Annotated in this window: 21 protein-coding genes; 3 read left to right on the top strand and 18 right to left on the bottom strand. The window is 49.0% G+C overall.

Features of this window, described 5'->3' with window-relative positions:
• Nucleotides 1-2: 2 nt before the first annotated feature.
• A complete protein-coding gene (dnaQ, locus tag T411_RS0104745) occupies nucleotides 3-746 on the bottom strand; it encodes a DNA polymerase III subunit epsilon (RefSeq protein WP_001098051.1) in 744 nt (247 codons plus the stop codon).
• Between the two features lie 56 nt (nucleotides 747-802).
• Here dnaQ and rnhA point away from each other — a divergent pair, with 56 nt between their 5' ends.
• Nucleotides 803-1,273 (top strand): ribonuclease HI, encoded by a 471-nt coding sequence (gene rnhA, locus T411_RS0104740; protein ID WP_001041874.1) that lies wholly within the window; start codon nucleotides 803-805, stop codon nucleotides 1,271-1,273.
• Nucleotides 1,274-1,343: 70 nt separating this feature from the next.
• Here rnhA and T411_RS0104735 read toward each other — a convergent pair whose 3' ends face one another.
• Entirely contained in the window at nucleotides 1,344-2,081 is a 738-nt protein-coding gene (locus T411_RS0104735; protein WP_000801254.1) for a class I SAM-dependent methyltransferase, read from the bottom strand.
• A gap of 37 nt (nucleotides 2,082-2,118) precedes the next feature.
• Here T411_RS0104735 and gloB point away from each other — a divergent pair, with 37 nt between their 5' ends.
• Entirely contained in the window at nucleotides 2,119-2,877 is a 759-nt protein-coding gene (gene gloB / locus T411_RS0104730; RefSeq protein ID WP_000939287.1) for a hydroxyacylglutathione hydrolase, read from the top strand.
• Between the two features lie 71 nt (nucleotides 2,878-2,948).
• Complete coding sequence (locus tag T411_RS0104725) at nucleotides 2,949-4,547, top strand: LysM peptidoglycan-binding domain-containing protein (RefSeq protein ID WP_001264066.1); 1,599 nt, start codon at nucleotides 2,949-2,951, stop codon at nucleotides 4,545-4,547.
• 16 nt (nucleotides 4,548-4,563) lie between these two features.
• Here T411_RS0104725 and T411_RS0104720 read toward each other — a convergent pair whose 3' ends face one another.
• From T411_RS0104720 to ispC, 16 genes are all read right to left on the bottom strand, one after another.
• Complete coding sequence (locus T411_RS0104720; protein ID WP_000747834.1) at nucleotides 4,564-5,409, bottom strand: endonuclease/exonuclease/phosphatase family protein; 846 nt, start codon at nucleotides 5,407-5,409, stop codon at nucleotides 4,564-4,566.
• Nucleotides 5,410-5,476: 67 nt separating this feature from the next.
• Nucleotides 5,477-5,815 (bottom strand): nitrogen regulatory protein P-II, encoded by a 339-nt coding sequence (gene glnB / locus T411_RS0104715; RefSeq protein ID WP_000717795.1) that lies wholly within the window; start codon nucleotides 5,813-5,815, stop codon nucleotides 5,477-5,479.
• Between the two features lie 159 nt (nucleotides 5,816-5,974).
• Nucleotides 5,975-6,499: a phenolic acid decarboxylase gene (locus tag T411_RS0104710; protein WP_001210057.1), complete on the bottom strand. Its 525-nt coding sequence runs from the start codon at nucleotides 6,497-6,499 to the stop codon at nucleotides 5,975-5,977.
• Between the two features lie 376 nt (nucleotides 6,500-6,875).
• Nucleotides 6,876-7,199, bottom strand: a complete 324-nt coding sequence (locus T411_RS0104705; RefSeq protein ID WP_000513613.1) for a c-type cytochrome — start codon at nucleotides 7,197-7,199, stop codon at nucleotides 6,876-6,878.
• A 35-nt stretch (nucleotides 7,200-7,234) separates the two neighbouring features.
• Nucleotides 7,235-8,557: a tRNA lysidine(34) synthetase TilS gene (gene tilS / locus T411_RS0104700; RefSeq protein WP_000342512.1), complete on the bottom strand. Its 1,323-nt coding sequence runs from the start codon at nucleotides 8,555-8,557 to the stop codon at nucleotides 7,235-7,237.
• A 139-nt stretch (nucleotides 8,558-8,696) separates the two neighbouring features.
• Entirely contained in the window at nucleotides 8,697-9,656 is a 960-nt protein-coding gene (accA, locus tag T411_RS0104695; protein ID WP_000055726.1) for an acetyl-CoA carboxylase carboxyl transferase subunit alpha, read from the bottom strand.
• 54 nt (nucleotides 9,657-9,710) lie between these two features.
• Nucleotides 9,711-13,190 (bottom strand): DNA polymerase III subunit alpha, encoded by a 3,480-nt coding sequence (gene dnaE / locus T411_RS0104690; protein ID WP_001909664.1) that lies wholly within the window; start codon nucleotides 13,188-13,190, stop codon nucleotides 9,711-9,713.
• 38 nt (nucleotides 13,191-13,228) lie between these two features.
• On the bottom strand, nucleotides 13,229-13,849 hold the full coding sequence (gene rnhB / locus T411_RS0104685; protein ID WP_001085485.1) for a ribonuclease HII: 621 nt from the start codon (nucleotides 13,847-13,849) through the stop codon (nucleotides 13,229-13,231).
• Nucleotides 13,850-13,873: 24 nt separating this feature from the next.
• Entirely contained in the window at nucleotides 13,874-15,013 is a 1,140-nt protein-coding gene (gene lpxB / locus T411_RS0104680) for a lipid-A-disaccharide synthase (RefSeq protein ID WP_001081509.1), read from the bottom strand.
• Between the two features lie 160 nt (nucleotides 15,014-15,173).
• Nucleotides 15,174-15,962 carry an acyl-ACP--UDP-N-acetylglucosamine O-acyltransferase gene (lpxA, locus tag T411_RS0104675; protein WP_000581103.1) on the bottom strand — a complete coding sequence of 263 codons (789 nt, stop codon included), beginning with the start codon at nucleotides 15,960-15,962 and terminating at the stop codon, nucleotides 15,174-15,176.
• Nucleotide 15,963: 1 nt separating this feature from the next.
• Nucleotides 15,964-16,395, bottom strand: coding sequence for a 3-hydroxyacyl-ACP dehydratase FabZ (fabZ, locus tag T411_RS0104670; protein ID WP_001027757.1), 432 nt, complete (start codon nucleotides 16,393-16,395; stop codon nucleotides 15,964-15,966).
• A gap of 105 nt (nucleotides 16,396-16,500) precedes the next feature.
• The gene (gene lpxD / locus T411_RS0104665; RefSeq protein ID WP_000210023.1) at nucleotides 16,501-17,556 is read right to left on the bottom strand and encodes a UDP-3-O-(3-hydroxymyristoyl)glucosamine N-acyltransferase; all 1,056 of its coding nucleotides are present in this window, start codon (nucleotides 17,554-17,556) and stop codon (nucleotides 16,501-16,503) included.
• Nucleotides 17,557-17,565: 9 nt separating this feature from the next.
• Nucleotides 17,566-18,075 (bottom strand): OmpH family outer membrane protein, encoded by a 510-nt coding sequence (locus tag T411_RS0104660; RefSeq protein ID WP_000794125.1) that lies wholly within the window; start codon nucleotides 18,073-18,075, stop codon nucleotides 17,566-17,568.
• Between the two features lie 14 nt (nucleotides 18,076-18,089).
• Nucleotides 18,090-20,501, bottom strand: a complete 2,412-nt coding sequence (gene bamA / locus T411_RS0104655) for an outer membrane protein assembly factor BamA (protein WP_001240970.1) — start codon at nucleotides 20,499-20,501, stop codon at nucleotides 18,090-18,092.
• Nucleotides 20,502-20,549: 48 nt separating this feature from the next.
• A complete protein-coding gene (gene rseP, locus T411_RS0104650; protein ID WP_000129777.1) occupies nucleotides 20,550-21,908 on the bottom strand; it encodes a sigma E protease regulator RseP in 1,359 nt (452 codons plus the stop codon).
• On the bottom strand, nucleotides 21,905-23,113 hold the full coding sequence (ispC, locus tag T411_RS0104645; RefSeq protein WP_001229026.1) for a 1-deoxy-D-xylulose-5-phosphate reductoisomerase: 1,209 nt from the start codon (nucleotides 23,111-23,113) through the stop codon (nucleotides 21,905-21,907). The genes rseP and ispC overlap by 4 nt, the downstream gene beginning before the upstream one ends.
• Between the last annotated feature and the right edge of the window lie 17 nt (nucleotides 23,114-23,130).

Raw genomic sequence — 23,130 nt, 5'->3', positions numbered from 1 at the left:
TCCTAACTACGCCATAGGCAAGTGCCACTTTTGGCCACTATGTCCAAACGATCTTGATGTGCTTGTAGTTCATCGGCGCTAGCCGCTAAAACCTTTAACGCTTTTCGCTCTGAACGAGCACGTTTTAACGATTCTGCGCTCAATTCCCCACTATTTTGCGTGACCGATGAAAATTGCAGTGAAGTCTGCCCACCGGTCATCAATAGATAAACGTCGGCTAGAATCTCCGCATCGAGCAAAGCGCCGTGCAGGGTTCGGTGTGAGTTATCAATGCCGTAACGCTCACACAAGATATCCAAGTTATTGCGTTTACCGGGGAAAATCCGCTTGGCCATCGCCAAAGTATCGGTCACTTTGCAAAAATCGCTGGTTTTACCGATCGCACCACCGAGTTTAGCAAACTCGTAATCCATAAAGCCGACGTCAAACGGTGCATTGTGGGCAACCAGCTCGGCCCCTTTGATGAAGTCTACAAACTCCTCATGGACATCTTTGTACTCGGGCTTATCTTTTAGAAACTCATCGGTAATACCGTGAACTTCAATCGCCTCTAATTGAATATCGCGATCTGGTTTTAAGTAGACGTGAAAATGCCGTCCGGTGAGTTTACGGTTGATAATTTCAACTGCACCGATCTCAATAATTCGATGTCCCTCGTAATGGGGGCCGCCTTCGCGGTTCATACCCGTGGTTTCGGTATCGAGCACCACGATGCGTTGGTATTCTGCATTGTTGCTAGTATTCATCAGGATATCTATGTCAGACTATGCCAATTCTTTGCGTGACCCAATAGTATCAAATCATGAACAAACAGGTGGAAATTTTCACGGATGGTTCTTGCCTCGGCAACCCAGGTCCCGGCGGTTATGGCATCGTGATGCGTTATAAACAAGTCGAGAAGACCCTTGCTCGCGGTTATCGCCTCACCACCAACAACCGAATGGAAATGCTGGCCGCCGTCATGGCTCTGCAGGCACTTAAAGAACCCTGTCGCGTGATCCTGACGACCGATAGTCAGTATGTTCGCCAAGGGATCACCCAGTGGATCCACAACTGGAAGCTGCGTGGTTGGAAAACTGCCGACAAAAAACCCGTGAAAAATGCCGACTTATGGCAAGCCCTTGACAAAGAAACCGCTCGCCACCAAGTCGAATGGCGCTGGGTTAAAGGCCACGCGGGACACCGTGAAAACGAAATGTGTGATGAACTTGCCCGCCAAGCGGCAGAAAATCCCACCGAAGACGATATCGGCTATCAACCTGAACCCCAATAACAGAAGCTCAATCAGCAAAAAGGCACTCGTTTTGAACCACAGAGGCTCAGAATGAGAGTTCAAAAGAGCGTCACGACTGCGACTTACTATTAACTCGATAGTTGACCCCAATCGGCGATAATCTTCGCTTCAAACGCCATTTAGAACGAATCGGCTTGAGTGGGCAAGTACGTTTGCGCGCAACAATAAAGTACAGGCTACCAAAGGGCGAATTTGAGCCACCGAGGCCGTTTTCCAACCAAGTCCAGAAAGGTCGGTATTTTTGCATCGGAAACAAGGCGTACTGATCGCAAGCAACCACTTGGTAATTGAGTACGCTTAGCCAATCTTTAATCCGATTCGGGGTAAACATTCGCCCACTCCAAGGTAAGTTGTTTTTGCGCCAAGGCATCAGGCTGGCTAAGCCAATAAAACTGATTGGGTTAAAACCGGTGATGATCAGATAACCATCATCAATCAAGACTCGATCCACTTCCCGTAATAAACGGTGAGGATCGTTACTGTAGTCGAGTTGATGCGCCAAAATCGCCACATCAATACTCTTCTCCAAAAACGGCAGCTCATATTTATCGGCAATCACCGTATGCAACGGATTTTCAATATCGAGGTGTACTTGGTGTTGAATATTGCAGGTACAACTGGCAAGCTCACAGCTCAGACCGCCGAGCTTTAACATATGGTAACCAAAAAGTTTTGGGCACCATTCATCTAAACGGGTCTGAATAGATTCACTCACCCATTGGCCATTTTTCAATTGAGCCCATGAGTGTGGATTTTCAAGCGCTTTATCACTGCGTGCTGGTTTCATTGCTCACCCGCTTCATCAAGGTAACCGGAGACAACTCATGTTACAGATCAAAAGCATACCTGCATTTGACGACAATTACATCTGGCTGATTCAAAATCGCGATCGCGACTGTGCTGTGGTCGACCCGGGCAGTGCTGAGCCTGTCCTCGCTTACCTTAAACAGCATGACTTAAACTTAAAAGCCGTGCTGATCACCCATCACCATCACGACCATATTGGCGGCGTTGCTGAGCTTGTGCATCAGTTCCCCGAAATCCATGTGGTAGGCCCAGCACAAGAGCCCATCCCAACTCTCACTCATCCGGTGGAAGATGGCGACCAAATCGAACTGTTTGATGAACGCTTTATGGTTCTCGGTCTGCCGGGACACACCTTAGGGCATATCGGTTACGTTGGTGATGGCAAGCTGTTTTGCGGCGATGTGCTGTTTTCTGCAGGCTGCGGGCGAGTATTTGAAGGCACGATGGAGCAGATGTTTTCTTCCTTGAATAAGTTGCTCAGCCTACCTGAAGAGACTCAAGTTTACAGCGCACACGAATACACTGCCGCCAATGTGGCTTTTGCATTAGCGGTAGAGCCCGAAAACGAACAACTGCATATTTATCGTGATGAAGTGAGTCGTTTACGCGCGCAAAATCAGCCAACGCTCCCCACCACATTGGGGCGTGAAAAATGGGTCAATCCTTTTTTACGCACGCAAGAGCCGAGTGTTATTCGCTCAGTGGCTAGCCAAGTGTCAACGCTGGATCCGCTCACAATATTTACTGCATTACGTGAATGGAAGAATGAATTTTGACTTTTGTCGCTTGTCACCAAGACAAAGTGGCAAGTATTATCAGCAGCCATGAAGAATAAGGGCTGTGTTACATGCGAGTTAAATTCAGTTGGGTATTGGCGTTGCTGCTCGTTGGCTGTCAATCCCCCCAACCTGTGGATACGACCACATCAGATGACCAAGCGGTAAACCCGCCCACTCAATCTGCTACCGTGAAAAAAAAGCGTAAGCCGCAAACGACTGCAACTCTGCCTGCTGGCGAAACGGAGAGTGTAGAAGAAGAGCGCGTCGCGCTGACACCACAAGAACAAGACGATGTATGGCAACGCATTGCTATGCAGTTCAAGCTCGGCATCCCCAAAGACCCAAGTGTTGATGCACAACGCGAATGGTTTCTCAAAAACCCAGGTCACTTACAAGCGATTGCCAGTCGTGCTGAACCTTTCCTCTATCTGATCACTGAAAAAGTCGAGCAACGCGGCCTGCCGCTAGAATTGGTGCTGTTACCGATTGTCGAAAGCTCGTTCGATCCTTTTGCCTATTCCCACGGCAGTGCTGCAGGCTTATGGCAGTTTATTTCGTCTACCGGCAAGCGTTATGGTCTCAAACAAAATTTCTGGTATGACGGCCGACGAGATGTCGCCGCCGCCACAGACGCTGCGCTGGATTATCTTACTGTCTTGAACCAACACTTCGATGGTGACTGGTATCACGCCATCGCCGCTTACAACAGTGGTGAAGGGCGCGTGGCCCGCGCCATTAAAGCCAATAAAAAAGCGGGTAAACCTATCGATTTCTTCTCGCTGGATCTGCCTAAAGAGACCAGCGGTTATGTCCCTAAACTGATTGCACTAGCCGATGTGATTGCCAATCAGGAAAAATACGGTATCTCCATCCCAGCAATCGAAAACCGCCCAGTGTTAGCCACCGTTGACCCGAAAGAGCAGTTGGATCTTGCGATTGCCGCTCGATATGCAGGTCTAACGGTTAAAGAGCTGCAAAGCTTTAACCCTGCCTATAACCAATGGGCAACGGCTCCAAATGGCCCACATCAACTGCTGATCCCCGTTGAAAAAGTTGAACGTTTTAATCTAGCCATGGAAGAGAACCGCGGCAAAGGGATTAAGGTGGTTCGCTATAAGGTGAAATCGGGTGATACTCTCAGCACCATTGCCGATAAGTACAACACCACGGCTAAAGTGATCAAAGAAGCCAACCAGATTGCCAGCAACCAAATTCGTGTGGGTAGCTATCTGTTCGTACCAACCTCGGTGAAAGATGAGAAAGCGTATGCACTGAGCGTGAGCAATCGCTTAGCCAAGACCCAATCCGTGCCACGTGGACAGTATCAGTTGACGCACACCGTCAACTCAGGGGAAAGCCTCTGGACCATCGCCAAGCAGTATAACGTGCCTTACCAATCTCTGGCGAAATGGAATGGCATGGCACCGAAAGATGCGCTGCGTAAAGGTCAGAAATTGGTGATCTGGAAAGACAGTAAACCAACGAGTGGCGTGATCCGCACGGTAACTTACAAAGTGCGCTCTGGCGATACACTGAGTGGTATTGCCAATAAGTTTAAAGTGAAAACTGCTGACATCGTTAAGTGGAATGATTTAAACAGCACTCAATATCTCAAGGCGGGTCAGCAACTGAAACTGTATGTGGATGTGACCAAATTCAGCGCATAACACTGCGCTGAATAGGCTAGTTGAGTAAGCGAAAGCGAACCAACAGAGGATTATGATCAGAAGCGTCCGATATGGGCGCTTCTGCTTTTTCAAGCTGCAATCCACGATAGAAGACATGATCTAATGGCAAGCCATTGATAAACGTCGTGCGGTTATCTGGCGAAAAGCGCACTTCTTGTAATCCTACGGAGGCAAGCTGAGTACTTAGCAGCGCCATACGCGCCTCGCTCCAACTGTTAAAATCGCCCGCCACAATCACAGGGCCAGTAAAATCACGTAGCTCATCCAGTAGTGCGATCAACTGCTGTTGATACTCTTGGGTGCCATAAGTGAAGTTGACTGCGTGCAGATTGACTACGACTAACTCTTGCCCATCACTTAAACGATATCGTGCGTAGATCGCCGATTTAGGCAGCCTCAACCACGGTTCAAGCTGAGTATAAGCACAAGCCATGGTTGGCATCACTTTAGCGAGATTAATTACTCCAGCCGTCTCTCCAAATGCTTCAAAAGCTCGAGCTTGGGTGCCATCCCACCCTAATTGATGAATCCACTCTTTAAACGCAGGCGTCATATTGGCCTCTTGCAGCAAGAGTAATTGCTGGTCACGACTCAATTCGGTGAGCTGCGTTGACCAATTGGCACGATTTTGTTTATAGATATTCCAAACGAGCAGATTGAGCTCTCCATCAAGATCCAAAACTTCAGACTGCGGATGTTGATAGCACAACAGCGGTTCGCCTTGCTGATTGCGTCCTATAGTGACTAATTCAGGTTGAGTCGGAATCGTGAAGATAGACCAGAAAGCGGCCAGTCCCGCCGCCGCTATCAACAATGGAGCCATCCAGTAACGTTTTTTCATTCAGTTACCCTCAAACAAAATAAGGAGCCTTAGCTCCTTATTATTAAGTAATCATAGGGACGGATGCTTAAATTGCATCTTCATCCTCTTCACCGGTACGAATACGTACCACACGCTCAACGTTGGTGATGAAGATTTTACCATCGCCAATCTTACCGGTTTGAGCCGTTTCAATGATGGTGTCGACACAGCGATCCGCCACATCATCGGTGACCACAATTTCTAGCTTCACTTTAGGCAGGAAATCGACCATATACTCAGCACCGCGGTACAGTTCAGTGTGTCCTTTCTGACGGCCAAATCCTTTGACTTCAGACACTGTCATACCTGTGATGCCGACTTCGGCCAACGCCTCGCGGACATCGTCGAGTTTAAACGGCTTGATGATGGCTTCGATTTTTTTCATGTTCATCCCTTAAACGACTGTCAGTGCTCGGCATTATCTGTCAGCCATAACCAACAATCAACCAAAGTGCTTGAGTAATTTTTCCTTTTGTTACTCAAGCCACTATAGACTTTTCCGTGCTCCCAAAGCCATCTTCATCAGCTTACGCCATGACCACACTTAGGCTGGCAGTAAGTTTTTATCGGCTAAACAGAAAGGATAATCCTCAGCAAGCTCACTGGGGGGGCAGTTAATCACTTGTTCATTATTGAGTCCGCAATCACGCATATAAATCAAGGTCGCAAAGCTATCGATCACATGGGTTGGATAGATAGGCCCGGCATCACGGTACGCTTCCATAAGAGGGAGATGGTCATTTTGATAGCAAGCAATTTTTTCAGGCTCATCAACAATCCAGCGAGGAAAGTAAATGGCACCATGCACGACATAATCCTCTAAGTTTAAGGTGAGAGCGACGCTGGTTCCAGTTGGCTCAGCCCAAGAAACCCGATAAATGGCCGCCCCAACTCGCGAGATATGCACGGTTTGATCTTTCACCCATCGCCCACCAACAATCCCAGAATGGACTCGATAATCTATGGTGGTCGCATTTTTCACATACAGCTCATAACGCCAACCCTGATCATAGTTATAGATAAAACTCTTCCCTAAAAATCCACTTAAATCATTTCGTTCAAATCTCATGGCCGCTCCTCTACGACAGTTCATAATGACGATCGGGATCATTCCCATGCATTGAGAGCATAAATCATTGGAATTGGTTGCAATCAAAAGTGAAATGAATGTGAGATTTGTATGCTGTGCCACAACAATGCACAGATAAAAAGAGTGAAGGCTGAAAAAGGCAAAAAGTCCGCAGATAACACTCGCGGACCTTAGGTGTGGGCACGTATTCATTGATAGGTGCCAAACAAAGCATAATAGAAGTTATTCCCGAACGACTTGGCACTGCAGGTAGGCAGTAGGTGGGTTCATCTCCATGAGCATAGGCACACTATGTGATAGAGATGAACGAACCTAGCCAACACCGCTGCCGCTTTAAGTACGAAGCGGATAATGATCACTTCAAGCTGGCGTAATAAGCAGCCAGATTAGCAATATCTTCATCACTGAGCATCATGGCTTGCGCTTGCATCACTGCAGCCAAGCCACCTGTGCGCTCTTTATTTTTGTAAGCTTTAACGGAGCTAATCAAGTATTGCTCACTCTGCCCTTTAAGATTTGGGTAGCCGGGAATAACGGCAATCCCATCCATGCCGTGACACGCTGCGCAAACCGCGGCTTTCGCTTGCCCTGCAGCCACATCCCCCGCCAAAGCGGCACCAGACATAGCGCAGCCACCCAAAGCGAGGGCTATAACCATTTTGTTCATTGCTTTCCCCATGTAATTATCCCTATAGATTATGTGTGGTTATGAATTTATTTTGGCACAGAATCATGAGATTTGAACCAAACCAACTCACAATCTTGCCCACTCCAATCACGATCTACGAATAAATCCGCGACACAGACCACTCTATTTTGGTACATGAGGATGGGTGTTTGCCGCCGCCGCCAACTCGGCACACCATATTCTTGAAACAGTTTTTTGAGTTTGCGCGAACCCACCCGCCCAACAGGACAAGCCTCTAGCCCTTGCGGCTCAAAGCTAACCCATAATTGGCTGGGGTCATCGGGCAGCTTGATATTTCCACCTGCCTTGCTGGTCAACTGAAGATGACCTAGACCTTGCGGCAACGGCAAACGTTGTTCAGGCACTAATGCACTGCGCCAGCCTGAAAGATCTTTTTCTGGTGGCACGAGGTACAGACAGTGCTGAAAACGGCGCACCTCAATATGGTTCAACTTTAATTTTGGATTGGCGTCCTCACTCGCCAGCGCCACCTCACACCAAATACGCTCCGTGTGCTGACGACTGGGCATCGGTAGCCTATGGTGCGCAAACCAAGCTCGGATCAGTTGTCGACGCATTCCCTCACTGCCCTCAGCCAGAACGGCGATCGACAATCCGCCCTCAGCAGTGATCGCCTTTTTTAATGCTTCAGCTAAAAACTCTTGCAGCAGCGCTTCTTGTTCTGCACACAGCTCAGCACTACGTTGCACAGCTTGGCGAATGCTCGGCCAGCGCTCGGTAAGTACAGGTGTCACCTGATGGCGTAGAAAATTGCGCTCGTAGCGGATATCTGCATTACTTTCATCGATAACCCAAGTGAGTTTGTGCTGCTTGGCATAGGCTTCAATGTGTTGACGTGAGACGGTTAATAGAGGGCGGAGCAAATGTCCCTCGGCAAACGGGGCATAAGCAGCCATTGCGGCCAGCCCTTTTGGGCCACTGCCGCGCTTTAATGCGAGTAAAAAAGTTTCCAGTTGATCGTCAGCATGCTGCCCAAGTAACAACAGTGTCTGCGCATTCACATGCGGAGCAAGGACTCGATAACGCGCCTCTCGCGCCAGTTTCTCAATACTTTCACCACTTGCCACATCCAGCTGTACATATTCGATTTGACAGGCCATGCCGACTTCACGGCAACAGCGCTGGCAATGCTGCGCCCACTGATCGGCATTCGGGCTCAACCCATGATGAACATGAACCGCGGTCACATCCCAACCAAACTCATCGCGTCCACGCGCCAGAAGGGCAAGCAGAACTTGCGAATCCACGCCGCCGCTCAGTGCGAGAAGGATTTTGCGAAAAGGATAGCGAGCTAATTGCTGCACAAAGTGGAGATAGAGATCGTCCATAAACCACAGAGAGTTGAGAAAAGTGGCTCAAGTTTACCCCTTGAGCCCAGAAAAGCCAAAGGGCTGACCTAAGCCAACCCTTTCTATATGTGGATATTCCACCGCCACTGCGCGATGAAATAATCAACAGTAACCGCAATCAACAGTAACCGTAGTTCATCAAACGTTGATAGCGGCGCTCCAGCAAGTTTTCGTGATCCAGTGCATCCAGATCGGCCAACTGACGCAGTAGCGTGGCTTTTACATTCTCTGCAGTCTGTTTGTGATCACGATGCGCACCGCCCAGTGGCTCTTCAATGATTTCGTCAATCAACTCCAGCTCTTTCAAACGTGGAGCAATCAGACCCATCGCTTCTGCCGCTTGTGGCGCTTTATCAGAATCACGCCACAGAATCGACGCACAACCTTCTGGTGAAATCACTGAGTAGGTTGAGTATTGCAGCATGTTCACATAGTCACCGACACCAATCGCCAACGCACCACCAGAGCCACCTTCGCCCACCACGTTACAGATGACTGGCACCTTCAGGCCTGACATCACTTTAAGGTTTTTGGCGATCGCTTCCGACTGACCGCGCTCTTCAGCACCCACACCTGGGTATGCGCCCGCGGTATCAATGAAAGTGATGATAGGCATATTGAAACGCTCAGCCATTTCCATCAAACGCAGCGCTTTGCGGTAGCCTTCAGGCTTTGGCATACCAAAGTTACGTTTGACCTTTTCACGGGTTTCACGACCTTTTTGGTGACCAATCACCATGACCGAACGACCTTCAAGGCGTGCAATACCGCCCACGATCGCCTTGTCATCGGCATAGGCGCGATCGCCCGCCAGTTCATCAAACTCAGTAAAGATGTGTTTGAGATAATCCAGCGTATAAGGACGTTGCGGATGACGCGCCAATTGCGCGACTTGCCATGCACCTAAGTCACTGAAAATCTTCTTTTTCAGCTCAAGGCTCTTCTTCTCAAGCTGTTCTAGCTCTTTATCCAGATCTACGGATGCGCTTGTGCTGTGACGAGACACATCACGCAGCGCCTGAATTTTCGTTTCCAGTTCGACAATCGGTTTTTCAAAATCAAGAAAATTGAGGCTCATCTATCGATCCTTTGTGACTCAGCCATGCCACCCTCAGTGCGCACTGGCTGAATTTTAGTTAAATTCGAGTTCTACCTGATCATGACCAAGTAGCTGCTTTAATTCGTCTAACAATGTATCGCTTGGCGTAACTCGCCACTCTGTGCCTAACGTCAGGCGCGCTCGCGCATCAGGGCGCTGGTAGTATACATTGACAGGTACGGTTCCTGCGCGGTGAGGTTCCAGTATGTGACTAAAACGCTCAAAAAATTGTTGATCAATCTGCGACTGTAAAATCGAGATCGATAAACCGCGGGCAAATTTTTCACGCGCGCTGCCCAAGTCCATGACCTCGCGCGCCGACATTTTAAGTCCGCCATTGAAGTCATCAAAGCTGACCTGTCCGGAAACCACCAGAATTTTATCTTTTTCTAACCATTCTGCATACCGATCGAGTGCTTCCGAGTAAAGCATCACTTCCATACGGCCCGAGCGGTCATCTAAAGTCATTAAACCAATTCGCGTGCCACGTTTGGTGGTCATCACCCGCGCTGCAATCACCAATCCGGCAACGGTTAAGGATTGATCACGCCGGGTTGGTGCGGCTTCATTCAAACGGCAACTGGTGTATTTGGTGAGCTCTTTCAGGTATTCATCCACCGGATGGCCGGTGAGATAGAGCCCAAGCGTCTCGCGCTCCCCTTCCAAACGCACTTTTTCTGGCCATTCTGGCACTTGCGTGTATTTCTGCTCGACTTCTTCTGGCGCATCCGTGAGCACACCGAACATATCCGCTTGTCCAAACGCTTCCGCTTGGTGATGTTGGCTTGCTGCACGCACCGCATCATCCACTGAGGCCATCATGGCTGCGCGATGCGGGCCTAATCTATCCAGGGCGCCAGCCAAGATCAGTTTTTCAATTACCCGTTTGTTGACCTTTTTCAGATCAATCCGCGCGCAGAAATCAAACAGATCTTTGAAATATCCCCCTTTGTTGCGCGCTTCCAAAATCGCTTCAATCGGACCTTCACCCACCCCTTTAATTGCGCCAATACCATAAACAATCGCGCCGTTGTCATCGACGTTAAAGCGATAAAGACCCGAGTTAATGTCCGGTGGCAACACGGTCAATCCCATGTTTTTACACTCATCCACTAGGCCAACCACTTTTTCCGTGTTGTCCATATCCGCGGTCATTACCGCCGCCATAAACTCGGCTGGATAGTGGGTTTTCAACCATAAGGTTTGGTAGGAAACCAGCGCATAAGCGGCAGAGTGCGATTTGTTAAATCCGTATCCGGCGAATTTTTCCACCAGATCGAAGATTTTCATCGCCAACTCACCATCGACGCCATTTTTCTCCGCCCCTTCTTGGAACACAGCGCGCTGCTTAGCCATTTCTTCTGGCTTTTTCTTACCCATTGCACGGCGCAGCATGTCTGCCCCACCCAAGGTGTAACCCGACAGTACCTGCGCGATCTGCATCACCTGCTCCTGATAGAGGATGATGCCGTAGGTCGGTTCTAGGATCTCTTTGAGCGATTCATGTTGCCACTTTTCATCCGGATAAGAGATGGCTTCTCGGCCATGCTTACGGTCGATAAAGTTATCCACCATGCCGGATTGCAACGGCCCCGGACGAAACAGCGCCACCAGAGCGATGATGTCTTCAAAACAGTCGGGTTGCAGTCGCTTAATCAGCTCTTTCATACCGCGCGATTCGAGCTGGAATACCGCGGTGGTTTTGGCATCTTGCAGGTTACGGAAAGAGCGCGCATCGTCGAGCGGGATCGCTTCAATCCGCACGGGGGGTTTGCCCGCCTTTTTCAAACGCGGGTTCACTAAGCCCAAAGCCCAGTCAATAATGGTAAGGGTACGCAGCCCCAAGAAGTCAAATTTGACCAGACCGGCAGTTTCCACATCGTTCTTATCGAACTGAGTAACCGGGAAGTTGCCTTCCGCATCACAGTAAATCGGCGCAAAGTCAGTGATGGCAGTGGGCGAAATCACCACGCCCCCAGCGTGTTTACCAGCGTTACGGGTACAGCCTTCCAGAATTCGACACTTGTCGATCAGCTCTTTGACTTCCTCATCCGCGTCATACAGCTCTTGCAGTGCAGGCTCGGCGATAAAGGCTTTCTCGAGCGTCATACCCGGATCGGGTGGCACTAATTTGGAAATGCGATCGACAAAACCGAACGGATGACCAAGTACACGCCCCACATCGCGAATAACCGCTTTCGCCGCCATGGTACCGAAAGTGATGATTTGTGATACCGCATCACGACCATACATTTCCGCTACGTGATCAATTACTTGATCACGCTTATCCATACAGAAATCGACGTCGAAGTCGGGCATGGAGACCCGCTCTGGATTCAAGAAACGCTCGAACAGCAGATCGTATTCCAGCGGATCAAGGTCGGTGATTTTCAGTGCATACGCTACCAATGAGCCCGCCCCCGAGCCCCGTCCCGGACCGACTGGAATATCGTTATCTTTTGACCACTGGATAAACTCCATCACGATCAAGAAGTATCCGGGAAAGCCCATCTGGTTAATCACATCGAGCTCAACTTGCAAACGCTCATCATATTCAGGGCGACGCTTGGCACGAACTTCTGGATCTGGGAAAAGAAATTCGAGTCGCTCTTCCAACCCTTCGCGAGATTTCATCACCAGAAAATCTTCAATCGCCATCCCGCCCGTTGGGAAGTTAGGTAGGAAATATTCGCCCAAACGTACGGTCACGTTACAACGTTTGGCAATCTCGACACTGTTGGCTAACGCTTCTGGAATGTCTGCAAACAGCTCACACATCTCCGCTTCGCTGCGCAGATACTGCTTCGGACTGTAATTTTTCGGACGGCGTGGATCTTCCAGCGTATAACCATCGTGAATCGCGACTCGGATTTCGTGGGCTTCAAACGACTCTTCAGTGATGAACACCACTTCGTTGGTTGCCACGACGGGCAAGTCGTACTGCTCTGCCACATCCAGCGCAAAATGTAAGTAGCTCTCTTCATCAGCACGGCCAGTGCGGATAAGCTCTAGATAGAAATGATCGGCAAAGTGAGTTTGGTAAAACTCAATGCATCTTTCTACTTGTTGTTGGTTGCCTTTGAGTAATGCGCGCCCCACTTCGCCACTTTTGCCTCCCGAGAGCACAATCAGCCCTTCGGCATGCTCGACCAACCACGCTTTATCAATCACAGGTTGATGCTGGACATGGCCGCGTAAATAGGCTTTAGAAATCAATAAGGTGAGGTTTTTGTAACCGACATTGTTTTTAGCAAGCAAGGTCAGTTTGGTCAGCTCATCACCGAACTCTTCCGATTGCAAAGTAAAGTCGGCGCCAATGATTGGCTTAACCCCGCAGTTATGCGCGGTGCTGTAAAACTTCACCAAGCCACACAGGTTGGTGAAATCGGTCAAGGCCATTGCGGGCATGCCCATTGCCGCCACTTTTTTCACCAATGGCGGGACTTTGGACAAACCATCCACCATAGAGAAATCACTGTGTATACGTAAGTGGATGAACTTTGGGTCTGACATGCAAGGAGTATCCAAATCTTAGGAAACGCAATTGCGCTCTATTCTATACCAAGAGCACGTTTTACTGGGCCAAAACTTTTACGGTGCTGCTCAATCACTCCATGCTGCTCAATGGCAGCAAAATGCGCGGCGGTTGGGTAACCTTTGTGCTTGGCGAAACCAAACTGAGGATATTGTTTATCCAACGCTTCCATCTCTTGGTCGCGGATCACTTTGGCAATAATCGAAGCGGCACTGATTTGCGCGACACGCAGATCGCCTTTAACCACGGCTTGCGCCTCCATTGGGAGCTTGGGAATTTTATTGCCATCAATCAATACCAAATCAGGCTGAATGCGCAACCCTGCGACGGCGCGCTGCATTGCGACCATGGTGGCTTGGAAGATGTTCAGCTCATCAATTTCTTGCGGCGAACAGCGCCCCACCGCCCAAGCTAAGGCTTTTACCTGAATCTCAGGAAACAGGGCTAAGCGTTTTTTCTCACTGAGCTTTTTGGAATCATTCAAGCCCATAATCGGCCGATTAGGGTCAAGGATCACTGCTGCCGTGACGACATCCCCCACCAGTGGGCCGCGCCCGACTTCATCCACTCCAGCAATCAAGGCATAACCTGCAGGAATCTCAAAGGGAGGCAGCTCAATGCTTGGTTTCTTCGCCATGGTATCTTCTCAATCTGGTTAATGTTATTTCTGAATCAAATGCAGCACAGCTTGCGCCGCTTGCTGATCCGCATCTTTACGGATCCATTGATGCATTTCGGTAAATTTGTCCATCAAGGCTTGGTTGTCGCTTTCGAGTAAACGGCTCACTTCATGGTAAAGGTTGTCGACGGTGCAATGATCTTGCAGCAGCTCTTTCACCAGTTCCTCTCCCGCCAAGATATTCGGCAAAGAGACATACGGCGTTTTCAGCAGACGTTTGGCCAAAAAGGCCGTAAAGGCATTCACGCGATAACCGACCACCATAGGGCGTTTAAGCAGCATGCACTCCAAGGCCACCGTGCCGGAGGCAAGCATCACCGCATCGGCTGCAGTAATCACATTGCGCGCGGTATCATCCACCAGCACAAAATTCAGCTCAGGAGCGACTTGTTGCCAAGCCTGTTCAAACTGCGCACGACGTTTAGCATTCACCAAGGCCACCACAAAGCCAAGATCTGGATAGCGCGCCTGCAGTTTTTGACAGGTGGCGATAAAGGGCTCCGCGAGCATCTTCATTTCACTGCCACGGCTGCCCGGCAAAACGGCTAACCAGCGGCGCTGCTCATCCAGACCAAGCAGTTGGCGAGCGGCTAACTTATCGGACGCTAACGGGATCGAATCCGCCAAGGTATGACCGATAAACTCACAAGGCACATTGAATTTGTCGTAAAACGCTTTCTCAAATGGAAGGAAGGCCAACACTAAATGCGTCGCCGCGGCAATGCCATGAATGCGGTTTTGTCGCCACGCCCACACTGATGGACTGACGTAATGTACGGTTTTGATCCCCGCTTGTTTAAGGCTCAGCTCAAGGCGTAAATTAAAATCCGGCGCATCGATACCCACGAAAACATCCGGCGGATTGGCAGTGAAATACTTAACCAGCTCGGCTTTGACTTTCAGCAGGCGCGGCAAGCGGCCAAGCACTTCCACTAAACCCATCACGGCCAACTCTTCCATATCAAACAGAGATTGACAGCCAAGTGCGTTCATTTTCGGCCCACCGATGCCGACAAACTCAGCATCTGGGTAACGAGCACGTATCGCTTTGATAAAGCCTTCGCCTAAGGTGTCGCCAGAGAGCTCCCCAACAACTATGCCAATCCGTAATGGTCTATTCACGGTTTCCTCCGCAGTTCATCATGCGCTGATGGATACTCAAGCCTTCGCCACTTGGGTGGTATCTCCCCTGTTTTGACACTCGCCAGAGTACAGAAATGCAAAAGATCGCTGAATCAGCAGCGATCTTTAAATAGTTTGGTTAGCTCACTCACTAAACAAATTAGCGAATAATGCCACGCTCAGATTTCTCAAGGAAATCGAGGAACAGTTTCACACTAGGGTATTGCTCAGCTTCTTGGGCAATCTCAGCCTTGGCTGCTTCAAGGGTCAAACCATTGCGGTACAAGGATTTGTAGGCACGGCGAATCGCATGAATTTCTGCTTTATCAAAGCCACGGCGTTTTAAGCCTTCCACGTTAATACCAAACGGTGCACAGTGGTTACCTTGCGCCATCACGTACGGTGGCACATCTTGCACCACAATAGAGCCGCCACCCAGCATACAGTGATCGCCAATATGGCAGAACTGGTGAATGGCGGACATGCCACCCACAATCGCTTGGTTGCCCACTTTTACGTGACCCGCTAAGGTCGCGTTGTTGGCAAAAATACAGCGATCGCCAATCACACAGTCATGCGCAACGTGGGCGTTGATCATAAATAGGTTGTCGCTACCCACGATAGTGATGCCTTTATCTTGCACTGTACCGCGGTGCATGGTGACGCTTTCGCGAATCGTATTGCGATCACCAATGATGAGCTGCGTATCTTCACCAGCGTATTTCAGGTCCTGACACGCTTCACCAATTGAAGCAAACTGGAAAATCCGGTTGAAGCGACCGATTTTAGTTGGCCCCTTGACCACAACGTGCGATAGCAGCTCAGTACCTTCACCGATCTCGACTTTGCTATCGACAAAACAGAAAGGACCAATCTTAACGTTGGCACCAATGATAGCGCCCTCTTCCACGACGGAAGTTGGGTGAATTTGTGCAGTTTCGTGAATCATCTTAAAACTCTCGACGTGCGCATTTCAGTTGAGCAGAACAGACCACATCACCATCGACTTTGGCCACGCCGTTAAACAGCGCGATACCACGACGCTCTTTAAGGAATTCAACTTCAATCATCAGTTGATCGCCCGGTGTCACTGGCTTACGGAACTTAGCTTCATCAATGCTGGCAAAATAGTACAGTTCATTCTCTTTTGGCGCACCAAAGGTTTTGAACGCCAACAGACCAGTGGCTTGAGCCATGGCTTCTAAAATCAATACACCGGGGAAAACCGGCAGTTGTGGAAAGTGACCCGTAAACTGAGGCTCATTCACTGAAACATTTTTCAAACCAATCAGGTACTTACCTTCTTCATAGTCGGTCACGCGATCAATCAGTAAAAATGGATAGCGGTGAGGCAGAAGCGATTGAATTTCAGTGATATTCATCGTTTTCTTATCAGTAGTCAAAGTCATCATCCTGTTTGTAAATAGAAAAATAAGGGAATACCCAACAGCGAAAAGACTCGCAATGTGCGAGCCTTTGAAACCAGCTTATTCAGCTTGAGAGTTATCGGGCTGTACCGTGTCGGATTGCTCAAGCAACTTTTCTAAAGCTTTCAGTCGCTTATGCATATCGTCAATACGGTGTACGCGAGCGGCCGTTTTACGCCACTCTTTATTGGTTTGCAGAGGAATACCCGAAGAGTACATCCCCTTCTCCTCAATACTGCGCATCACCATACCCATGCCAGTGATGGTCACCCCATCGGCAATTTCGATATGTCCGTTAATCACGCTAGCGCCACCAATAATACAGTACTTGCCAATGCGTGTACTGCCGGCGATTACTGTACCACCCGCCAGCGCACTACCATATCCGATGTGCACGTTGTGAGCGATTTGCAGCTGATTATCGATGATCACGTTATCTTCAATCACCGTATCATCCAGCGCGCCGCGGTCGATGGTGGTGCAAGCACCAATCTCAACGCGATCACCAATACGCACAGAGCCAAGCTGAGGAATTTTAATCCACTCGCCACGCTCATTCGCATAGCCAAAGCCATCAGCACCAATCACGGTTCCAGATTGAATCAAACAATCTGAGCCGATTTCCACTTTGTGGTAAATCGTTACATTGGCCCAAAGCTTAGTGTTATCGCCCAAACGCGCTTGTTTACCGATAAAACAGCCAGCACCAATCACTACGTTATCGCCAAGCTGAACACCTGACTCAATGACCGCATTTGCCCCAATCGAAACGTTGTGACCTAACTTTGCATCTTCAGCAATCACAGCACTCGGTGCAATACCGTGTGCAGGAGAAGGAGTTGAATCCAGCGCCTGAGCCACTTTAGCAAATGCAACATACGGATCGGCAACCACCAGAGCGTTACTCGGACAGAGTTCTCGCTCACTGGTTTTCACCATGATCACCGTGGCTTTACAATCACCTAAGTGCTTACTGTATTTAGGATTAGACAAGAATGTCACATGTCCAAGCTGTGCCTTATCCATAGGCGCAACGGCACTGACCAGTGCTGTTGGATCACCGAACAACTCCCCCCCGGTGATAGTAGCCAATTCGGCTAAAGTGAGTGTGGTCATAATTTTCGATTATTTAATGGCTTTAATAACTTTCTCAGACAGATTGTGTTCTGGCTTACCGTATTGCATTGAGCTCGTGTCTAGCACGATATCGTAGCCTTCTTTCTCAGCCACTTTCTTCACTGCATCTTGGATCACTTTAAACAGTTTTTGCTTCTCTTCGGCTTCACGACGAGCAGACGCTTGCTCTAACGCTTGTGCTTTGATCTTGTATTTGCTGTCCAATTGACCGATTTCGATGCGCAGTTTCTCTACTTCATCTTGTCCCATCAATTGACCATCACGCTTGAGCTTCTCAATCTTGGTTTTAGCATCCGCTTGGATAGCTTGCAGCTCAGCCGCTTTGTCTTTGAACTCTTCTTGCATCTTTTGCAAAACGACTTCACGTTGCGGCAGCGCTTGGAACACTTGCGCAGTGTTGATGTAGCCAATTTTCTGCGCTGCTTCAGCCGCATTCGCCATCATTGATGAGCTAAGAATAATCAGGCCAAGGCTGGCTGCTTTGATCATGTTTTTCAAAATATGTTCCTCTCCTAGAAGGTTCTTCCAATGGTGAAGGTGAAGAATTCTTCGTCATCACCCTCATACTTTTTAATCGGTTTAGCCAATGAGAACACTAAAGGTCCCATTGGTGACACCCACTGCAACGCCACACCGTAAGATGAGCGGTAATTGGTTGGATCTGAATAATCGTAATAGTACTGGTTACCATAATCCGCTTTACCACGATAATCGAACTCGGTATCCCACACGCTCGCCATATCGTAGAAGATACTGGTACGAATTTGGTTGCGTGCTTCTTCTGAAGCAAACGGCGTTGGTACAATCAGCTCTACGCTGGCAAGAGCAATCGCGTTACCCCCTACCGAATCATCGGTGGCAGTATCGGAGCCATTGTTCGAACCCGAGTAGTCACGGTACACCGCTTTAGGACCTGCAGAGTTTGACCCAAAACCACGTAATGAGGTAAAGCCGCCCGCATAGAAGTTCTCATAAAACGGGAACAAGTTATCTTTTCCATCCGTTTGACCATAACCGTTACCGTAACCTAAACGGCCACGCAGCAGTAAGGTAAACTCATGTTTCTTGGTCAACGGGAAATACTGACGAACATCGTATTGCAGCTTAAAGTACTGCGCGTCCGACCCCGGCACTGTCATTTTGTAGAAAGCACGCTGGTGGTTACCCGCCGTCGGAAAATAGCTGTTATTGAGGTTATTACGCGTCCAAGATAAGTTGATATCGAAGTCATCGGTCAACAAGTTACCGCCAGAATCGATGTTACTCGCCTGCGCAGCAAGGAAGTTTTCCACTTGCAGATAAGGCGTTAAGTTACCAATCTTGTTGTGGGTGTAACCAATACCAAACTCAAATCGGTTCAATTCATCAAATGGGAAACCCCAAGTCAAACTGGTTCCGTAACTTTCGTTGGTATAGTCAACAATGCCCGCTTCAGAAGCTTCAAACTGGTTGTAGAAAACTTTGCCGCCCAAGCTGACACCATCGAGGTTCCAGTAAGGATCGCGATATTCTAACGTCAGGTTTTTCTGATAATCGTTGATCATGGCATTCACGCCAACGCGGTTACCCGAACCTAAGAAGTTGTCTTGTTGCAGACCGACTTGGAAGCTCACCCCGGATTCAGTACCGTAACCGACACCGAAGTTGACGTTGCCTGAGTTCGCCTCTTTTACGCTGTAAACAAGATCCACTTGGTCTTCACTACCAGGCACGCGCACCGTTTGCACTTCTACCGTTTCAAAGAAACCTAAACGATTGAGACGAGTCTTACCGGTTTCGATGTCTTTTGAGTTGAGCCAGGAGCCTTCCATCTGACGCATTTCACGGCGCAAGACTTCATCACGAGTGCTGTTGTTACCGACAAAACGGATGTCACGGACATAGACACGTTTACCCGCTTCGACATGAACCACCAGTGACACTTGCTGCTTTTCATCATCAAATTCAGGAATGGTGCGTACTTGTGGATAGGCGTAGCCAGATTCCCCAAGCACTTTCTTAACACTCTCTTCGAGTCTAGTCACCGCAGAACCGTTATAGGTTTCGCCGATTTCAAATGGGATAAGAGAAGTAAACTCGGCCTCTTTGCCCATCAGCTCACCACGGAACTGCACTTTGCTTACCGTGTACGGCTCACCTTCATTCAAGTTCAGCGTGATGTACACGCCCTTCTTATCGGGAGAGATGGCCACTTGTGTGCTATCAACCTGAAACTTCAGATAACCGCGATCCAGATAGTAAGTACGCAGCGCTTCAATATCACCCGCCAGCACTTGCTTCTTGTACTTATCATCCGCAAGGAAGTTCCACCATGCGACATCAACGTTGAGGTTAAAACGTGACAGCAACTCTTCATCGCTAAACACTTGGTTACCGATAAAGTTGATCTGTTGGATCTTAGCGGAAACGCCCTCAGTAAAGACAAACTTAAGGTCAGCACGGTTGCGCGGCAATGGGGTTACCACCGCTTTCACGGTCGCGTTGTATTTACCCACGCTGTAGTAAAAATCTTCTAAGCCTTTTTCAATATTGCTGAGTGTCGTTCGATCCAAGGCTTCGCCAACTCGGATGCTCGAAGCTTCCAAGTTTTGCTTGAGTTGCTCCTCTTTGATCGCTTTGTTGCCAGAAAACGACACGCTTGCAATGGTCGGGCGCTCTTTAACCTGCACCATCAAGGTATTGCCATCACGCAATACTTTGACATCCTCAAAGTTACCTGAGGAATAGAGCGCTTTGATGATGTTCGCGACATCTTGCGAATCGACACTGTCGCCGACTCGAACAGGCATTTTCAACAACGCCGCACCCAAAGCGACCCTTTGCAGGCCATCAATTTGAATATCCTGTACCACAAATTTTTCGGCACCATTCGCCGACACGCTCGTGGCAAGCAGTGTCGCGAGCAGAATCTGTTTCATCGCCATATTGTTTTGAGTTCTTCCTTACTGCAACTCTTGCCTAATGTTTATCAATCACAGGTGAGTAAAATCGTTAAAGATTGCAACGGCCATTAAAGAGAAAATGATGGCACCACCAATCCGGTAACCCATTTCCTGCACCTTTTCCGGAACAGGGCGACGGATCACCGCTTCAATCATGAAAAACAACAGATGACCACCATCCAGCATCGGCAGTGGCACCAAGTTGATAATGCCAAGGTTAATACTGATCAGAGCCAAAAAGCCTAAAAAGTACACAAAGCCGTAGTCAGCCGTTGTTCCTGCGCCTTTAGCAATCGAAATGGGACCACTGAGATTATTCAACCCAACATCGCCCACCAACAGTTTTTTCAACATGCTGACCGTCAGGTCAATCACTTGTCCGCTTTTTTCAACCGCTTTACCAAGCGACTCAAATACACCAAATTGCAATTCAAATCGATAGTTTTGCGGCCATTCTGCGACTTTTGGTGCGATTCCCGCAAAACCAATCACTTTTCCTTGCGAAAGCTCACGGCTATCGGGAATCAAAGTGAGTTCAACTTGCTGGCCTGCTCGCTCAACCATAACTGCGATAGGCGCGTTAGGATGACTTTGAATTGCATTGACCACTTGTTGCCAAGCCTCAACCGCTTGTCCATTGATTTGCAACACGGTATCACCGACTTGTAAACCCGCACGCTCACCCGCACCTTGCGCAGAAACATTGGTCAGCTGATTGGAAATCTCAGGGGTAAAAGGTTTAAAGCCAAGCGCCCCCATAGCAGACTCTGTTTCTGGGTCAAAGTTCCAATCACGCAGATTTATTGTCTTAATTTCATTCAATCCCACCCCTTCGGCGGAGGAGACGGTGATCGTCATACTGTCATCGCCAATATGACCAATTAAGCCCATGTTGACCGATTCCCAGTCGGGAGTATTCACGCCAGAAACCGCTTTGATCTCCATACCCGGCTCAAGGCCCGCTTGAGCCGCAATCGAGTAGGGTGTCACTTCGCCAATCACAGGCTTGACCGCTGGTACGCCGATCATAAACACCAGCCAATAGGCAAAGATTGCGAAGAGGAAGTTAAAAATGGGGCCCGCACTCACAATGGCAGAACGTTTCCAGAGTGACTGCTTATCAAACGCCATGGCTTGCTGTTCGGCGGGAACATCATCCACACGTCCATCGAGCATTTTGACGTAACCACCGAGTGGGATCATCGATATCGAGTATTCTGTACCGTCATGGCCGACGCGTTTCCAAATCGATTTCCCAAAACCGATAGAAAATTTCTCAACTTTCACACCGCAACGTCTGGCAACCCAGAAGTGTCCGAACTCATGCACTGCGACGAGAATGCCCAGCGCAATGATGAAGGCGATAAAGTTCCACAATATGTCGGTCATGCTTGGCGCTCTTTGAGTACTTGATGGGCAAAATGCCGAGCCATTGTATCTAGCTCAAGCAGGCTTTCCAAGTCACGGCAATGTAACTGGGTGTTGGTCGCACAGACCTTGGACAATACTTGATCATTGATGAGTGCAATGTCAGTAAACCGTATTTTCCGCTTTAAAAACGCGTCAACGGCTACTTCATTGGCTGCATTGAGCGAGGTTGTCGCATGTTGGCCGAGGAAACACGCATCCATCGCTAATTGCAAGCACGGGTAGCGCGCAAAATCGACCTCCATAAAGGTCAGTTGCTGCAAACGCGTAAAATCCAGTGCTGGCACTCCCGCGGTCACTCGCTCAGGATAAGCCATGGCATAGGAGATTGGCGTTGCCATATCCGGCTCGCCCAACTGAGCAATCACTGAACCATCTTGGTATTGCACCATAGAGTGGATCACCGACTGAGGATGGATGAGCACTTTGAGCTGTTCACGTGACGTGTTAAATAGCCATTTAGCTTCAATGTATTCAAGGCCTTTGTTCATCATGGTCGCGGAATCTACCGAAATTTTCGGTCCCATTGACCAGTTTGGATGAGCAATCGCCTGCTCAGGAGTCACGCTATCTAAGGTCGCAAGGTCGCTATAGCGGAAAGGGCCGCCAGAGCCCGTGAGCAAAATATGGTCGATACCGTGTTGAGATAAATCACAGCGCCCCAACTGAGTTTGGATTTCAGTCGGCAGACATTGGAAAATCGCGTTGTGTTCACTATCTACGGGCATTAATTCAGCGCCAGATTGTGCGACAGCATCAATAAATAGCTGTCCCGACATGACCAATGCTTCTTTATTGGCAAGTAACACACGCTTACCCGCTTTCACCGCCGCCATGGTGGGTAACAAACCTGCGGCCCCAACAATGGCCGCCATCACGGTATCCACATCATCCAGCGCCGCGACTTGGCACATCGCCTCTTCGCCGTACAGCACTTCGGTCGCCATCGCTTGGTTTTTGAGCAAGCCTTGCAACTCAGATGCTGCTGACGCCGTTGCCATAACGGCATATTTCGGCCGCCACTGTTGGCACAGCTGGTACATTTTGGCTACGTTGACCCCAGCCACTAACGCAACAATGGAAAACTGCTGTGGATTTTGGGCTATCACCTTAAGGGTGCTGGCTCCTATCGAACCTGTGGCACCTAAAATGGTTAGTTTACGCATAGTGAAGATCGCTGTTA

The sequence above is a fragment of the Vibrio cholerae ATCC 14035 genome, from assembly GCF_000621645.1.
In the GTDB taxonomy this organism is placed as follows: domain Bacteria; phylum Pseudomonadota; class Gammaproteobacteria; order Enterobacterales; family Vibrionaceae; genus Vibrio; species Vibrio cholerae.
The sequence above is the reverse complement of the archived record's forward strand: the minus strand, read 5'-3'. Positions and strand labels throughout refer to the sequence as shown.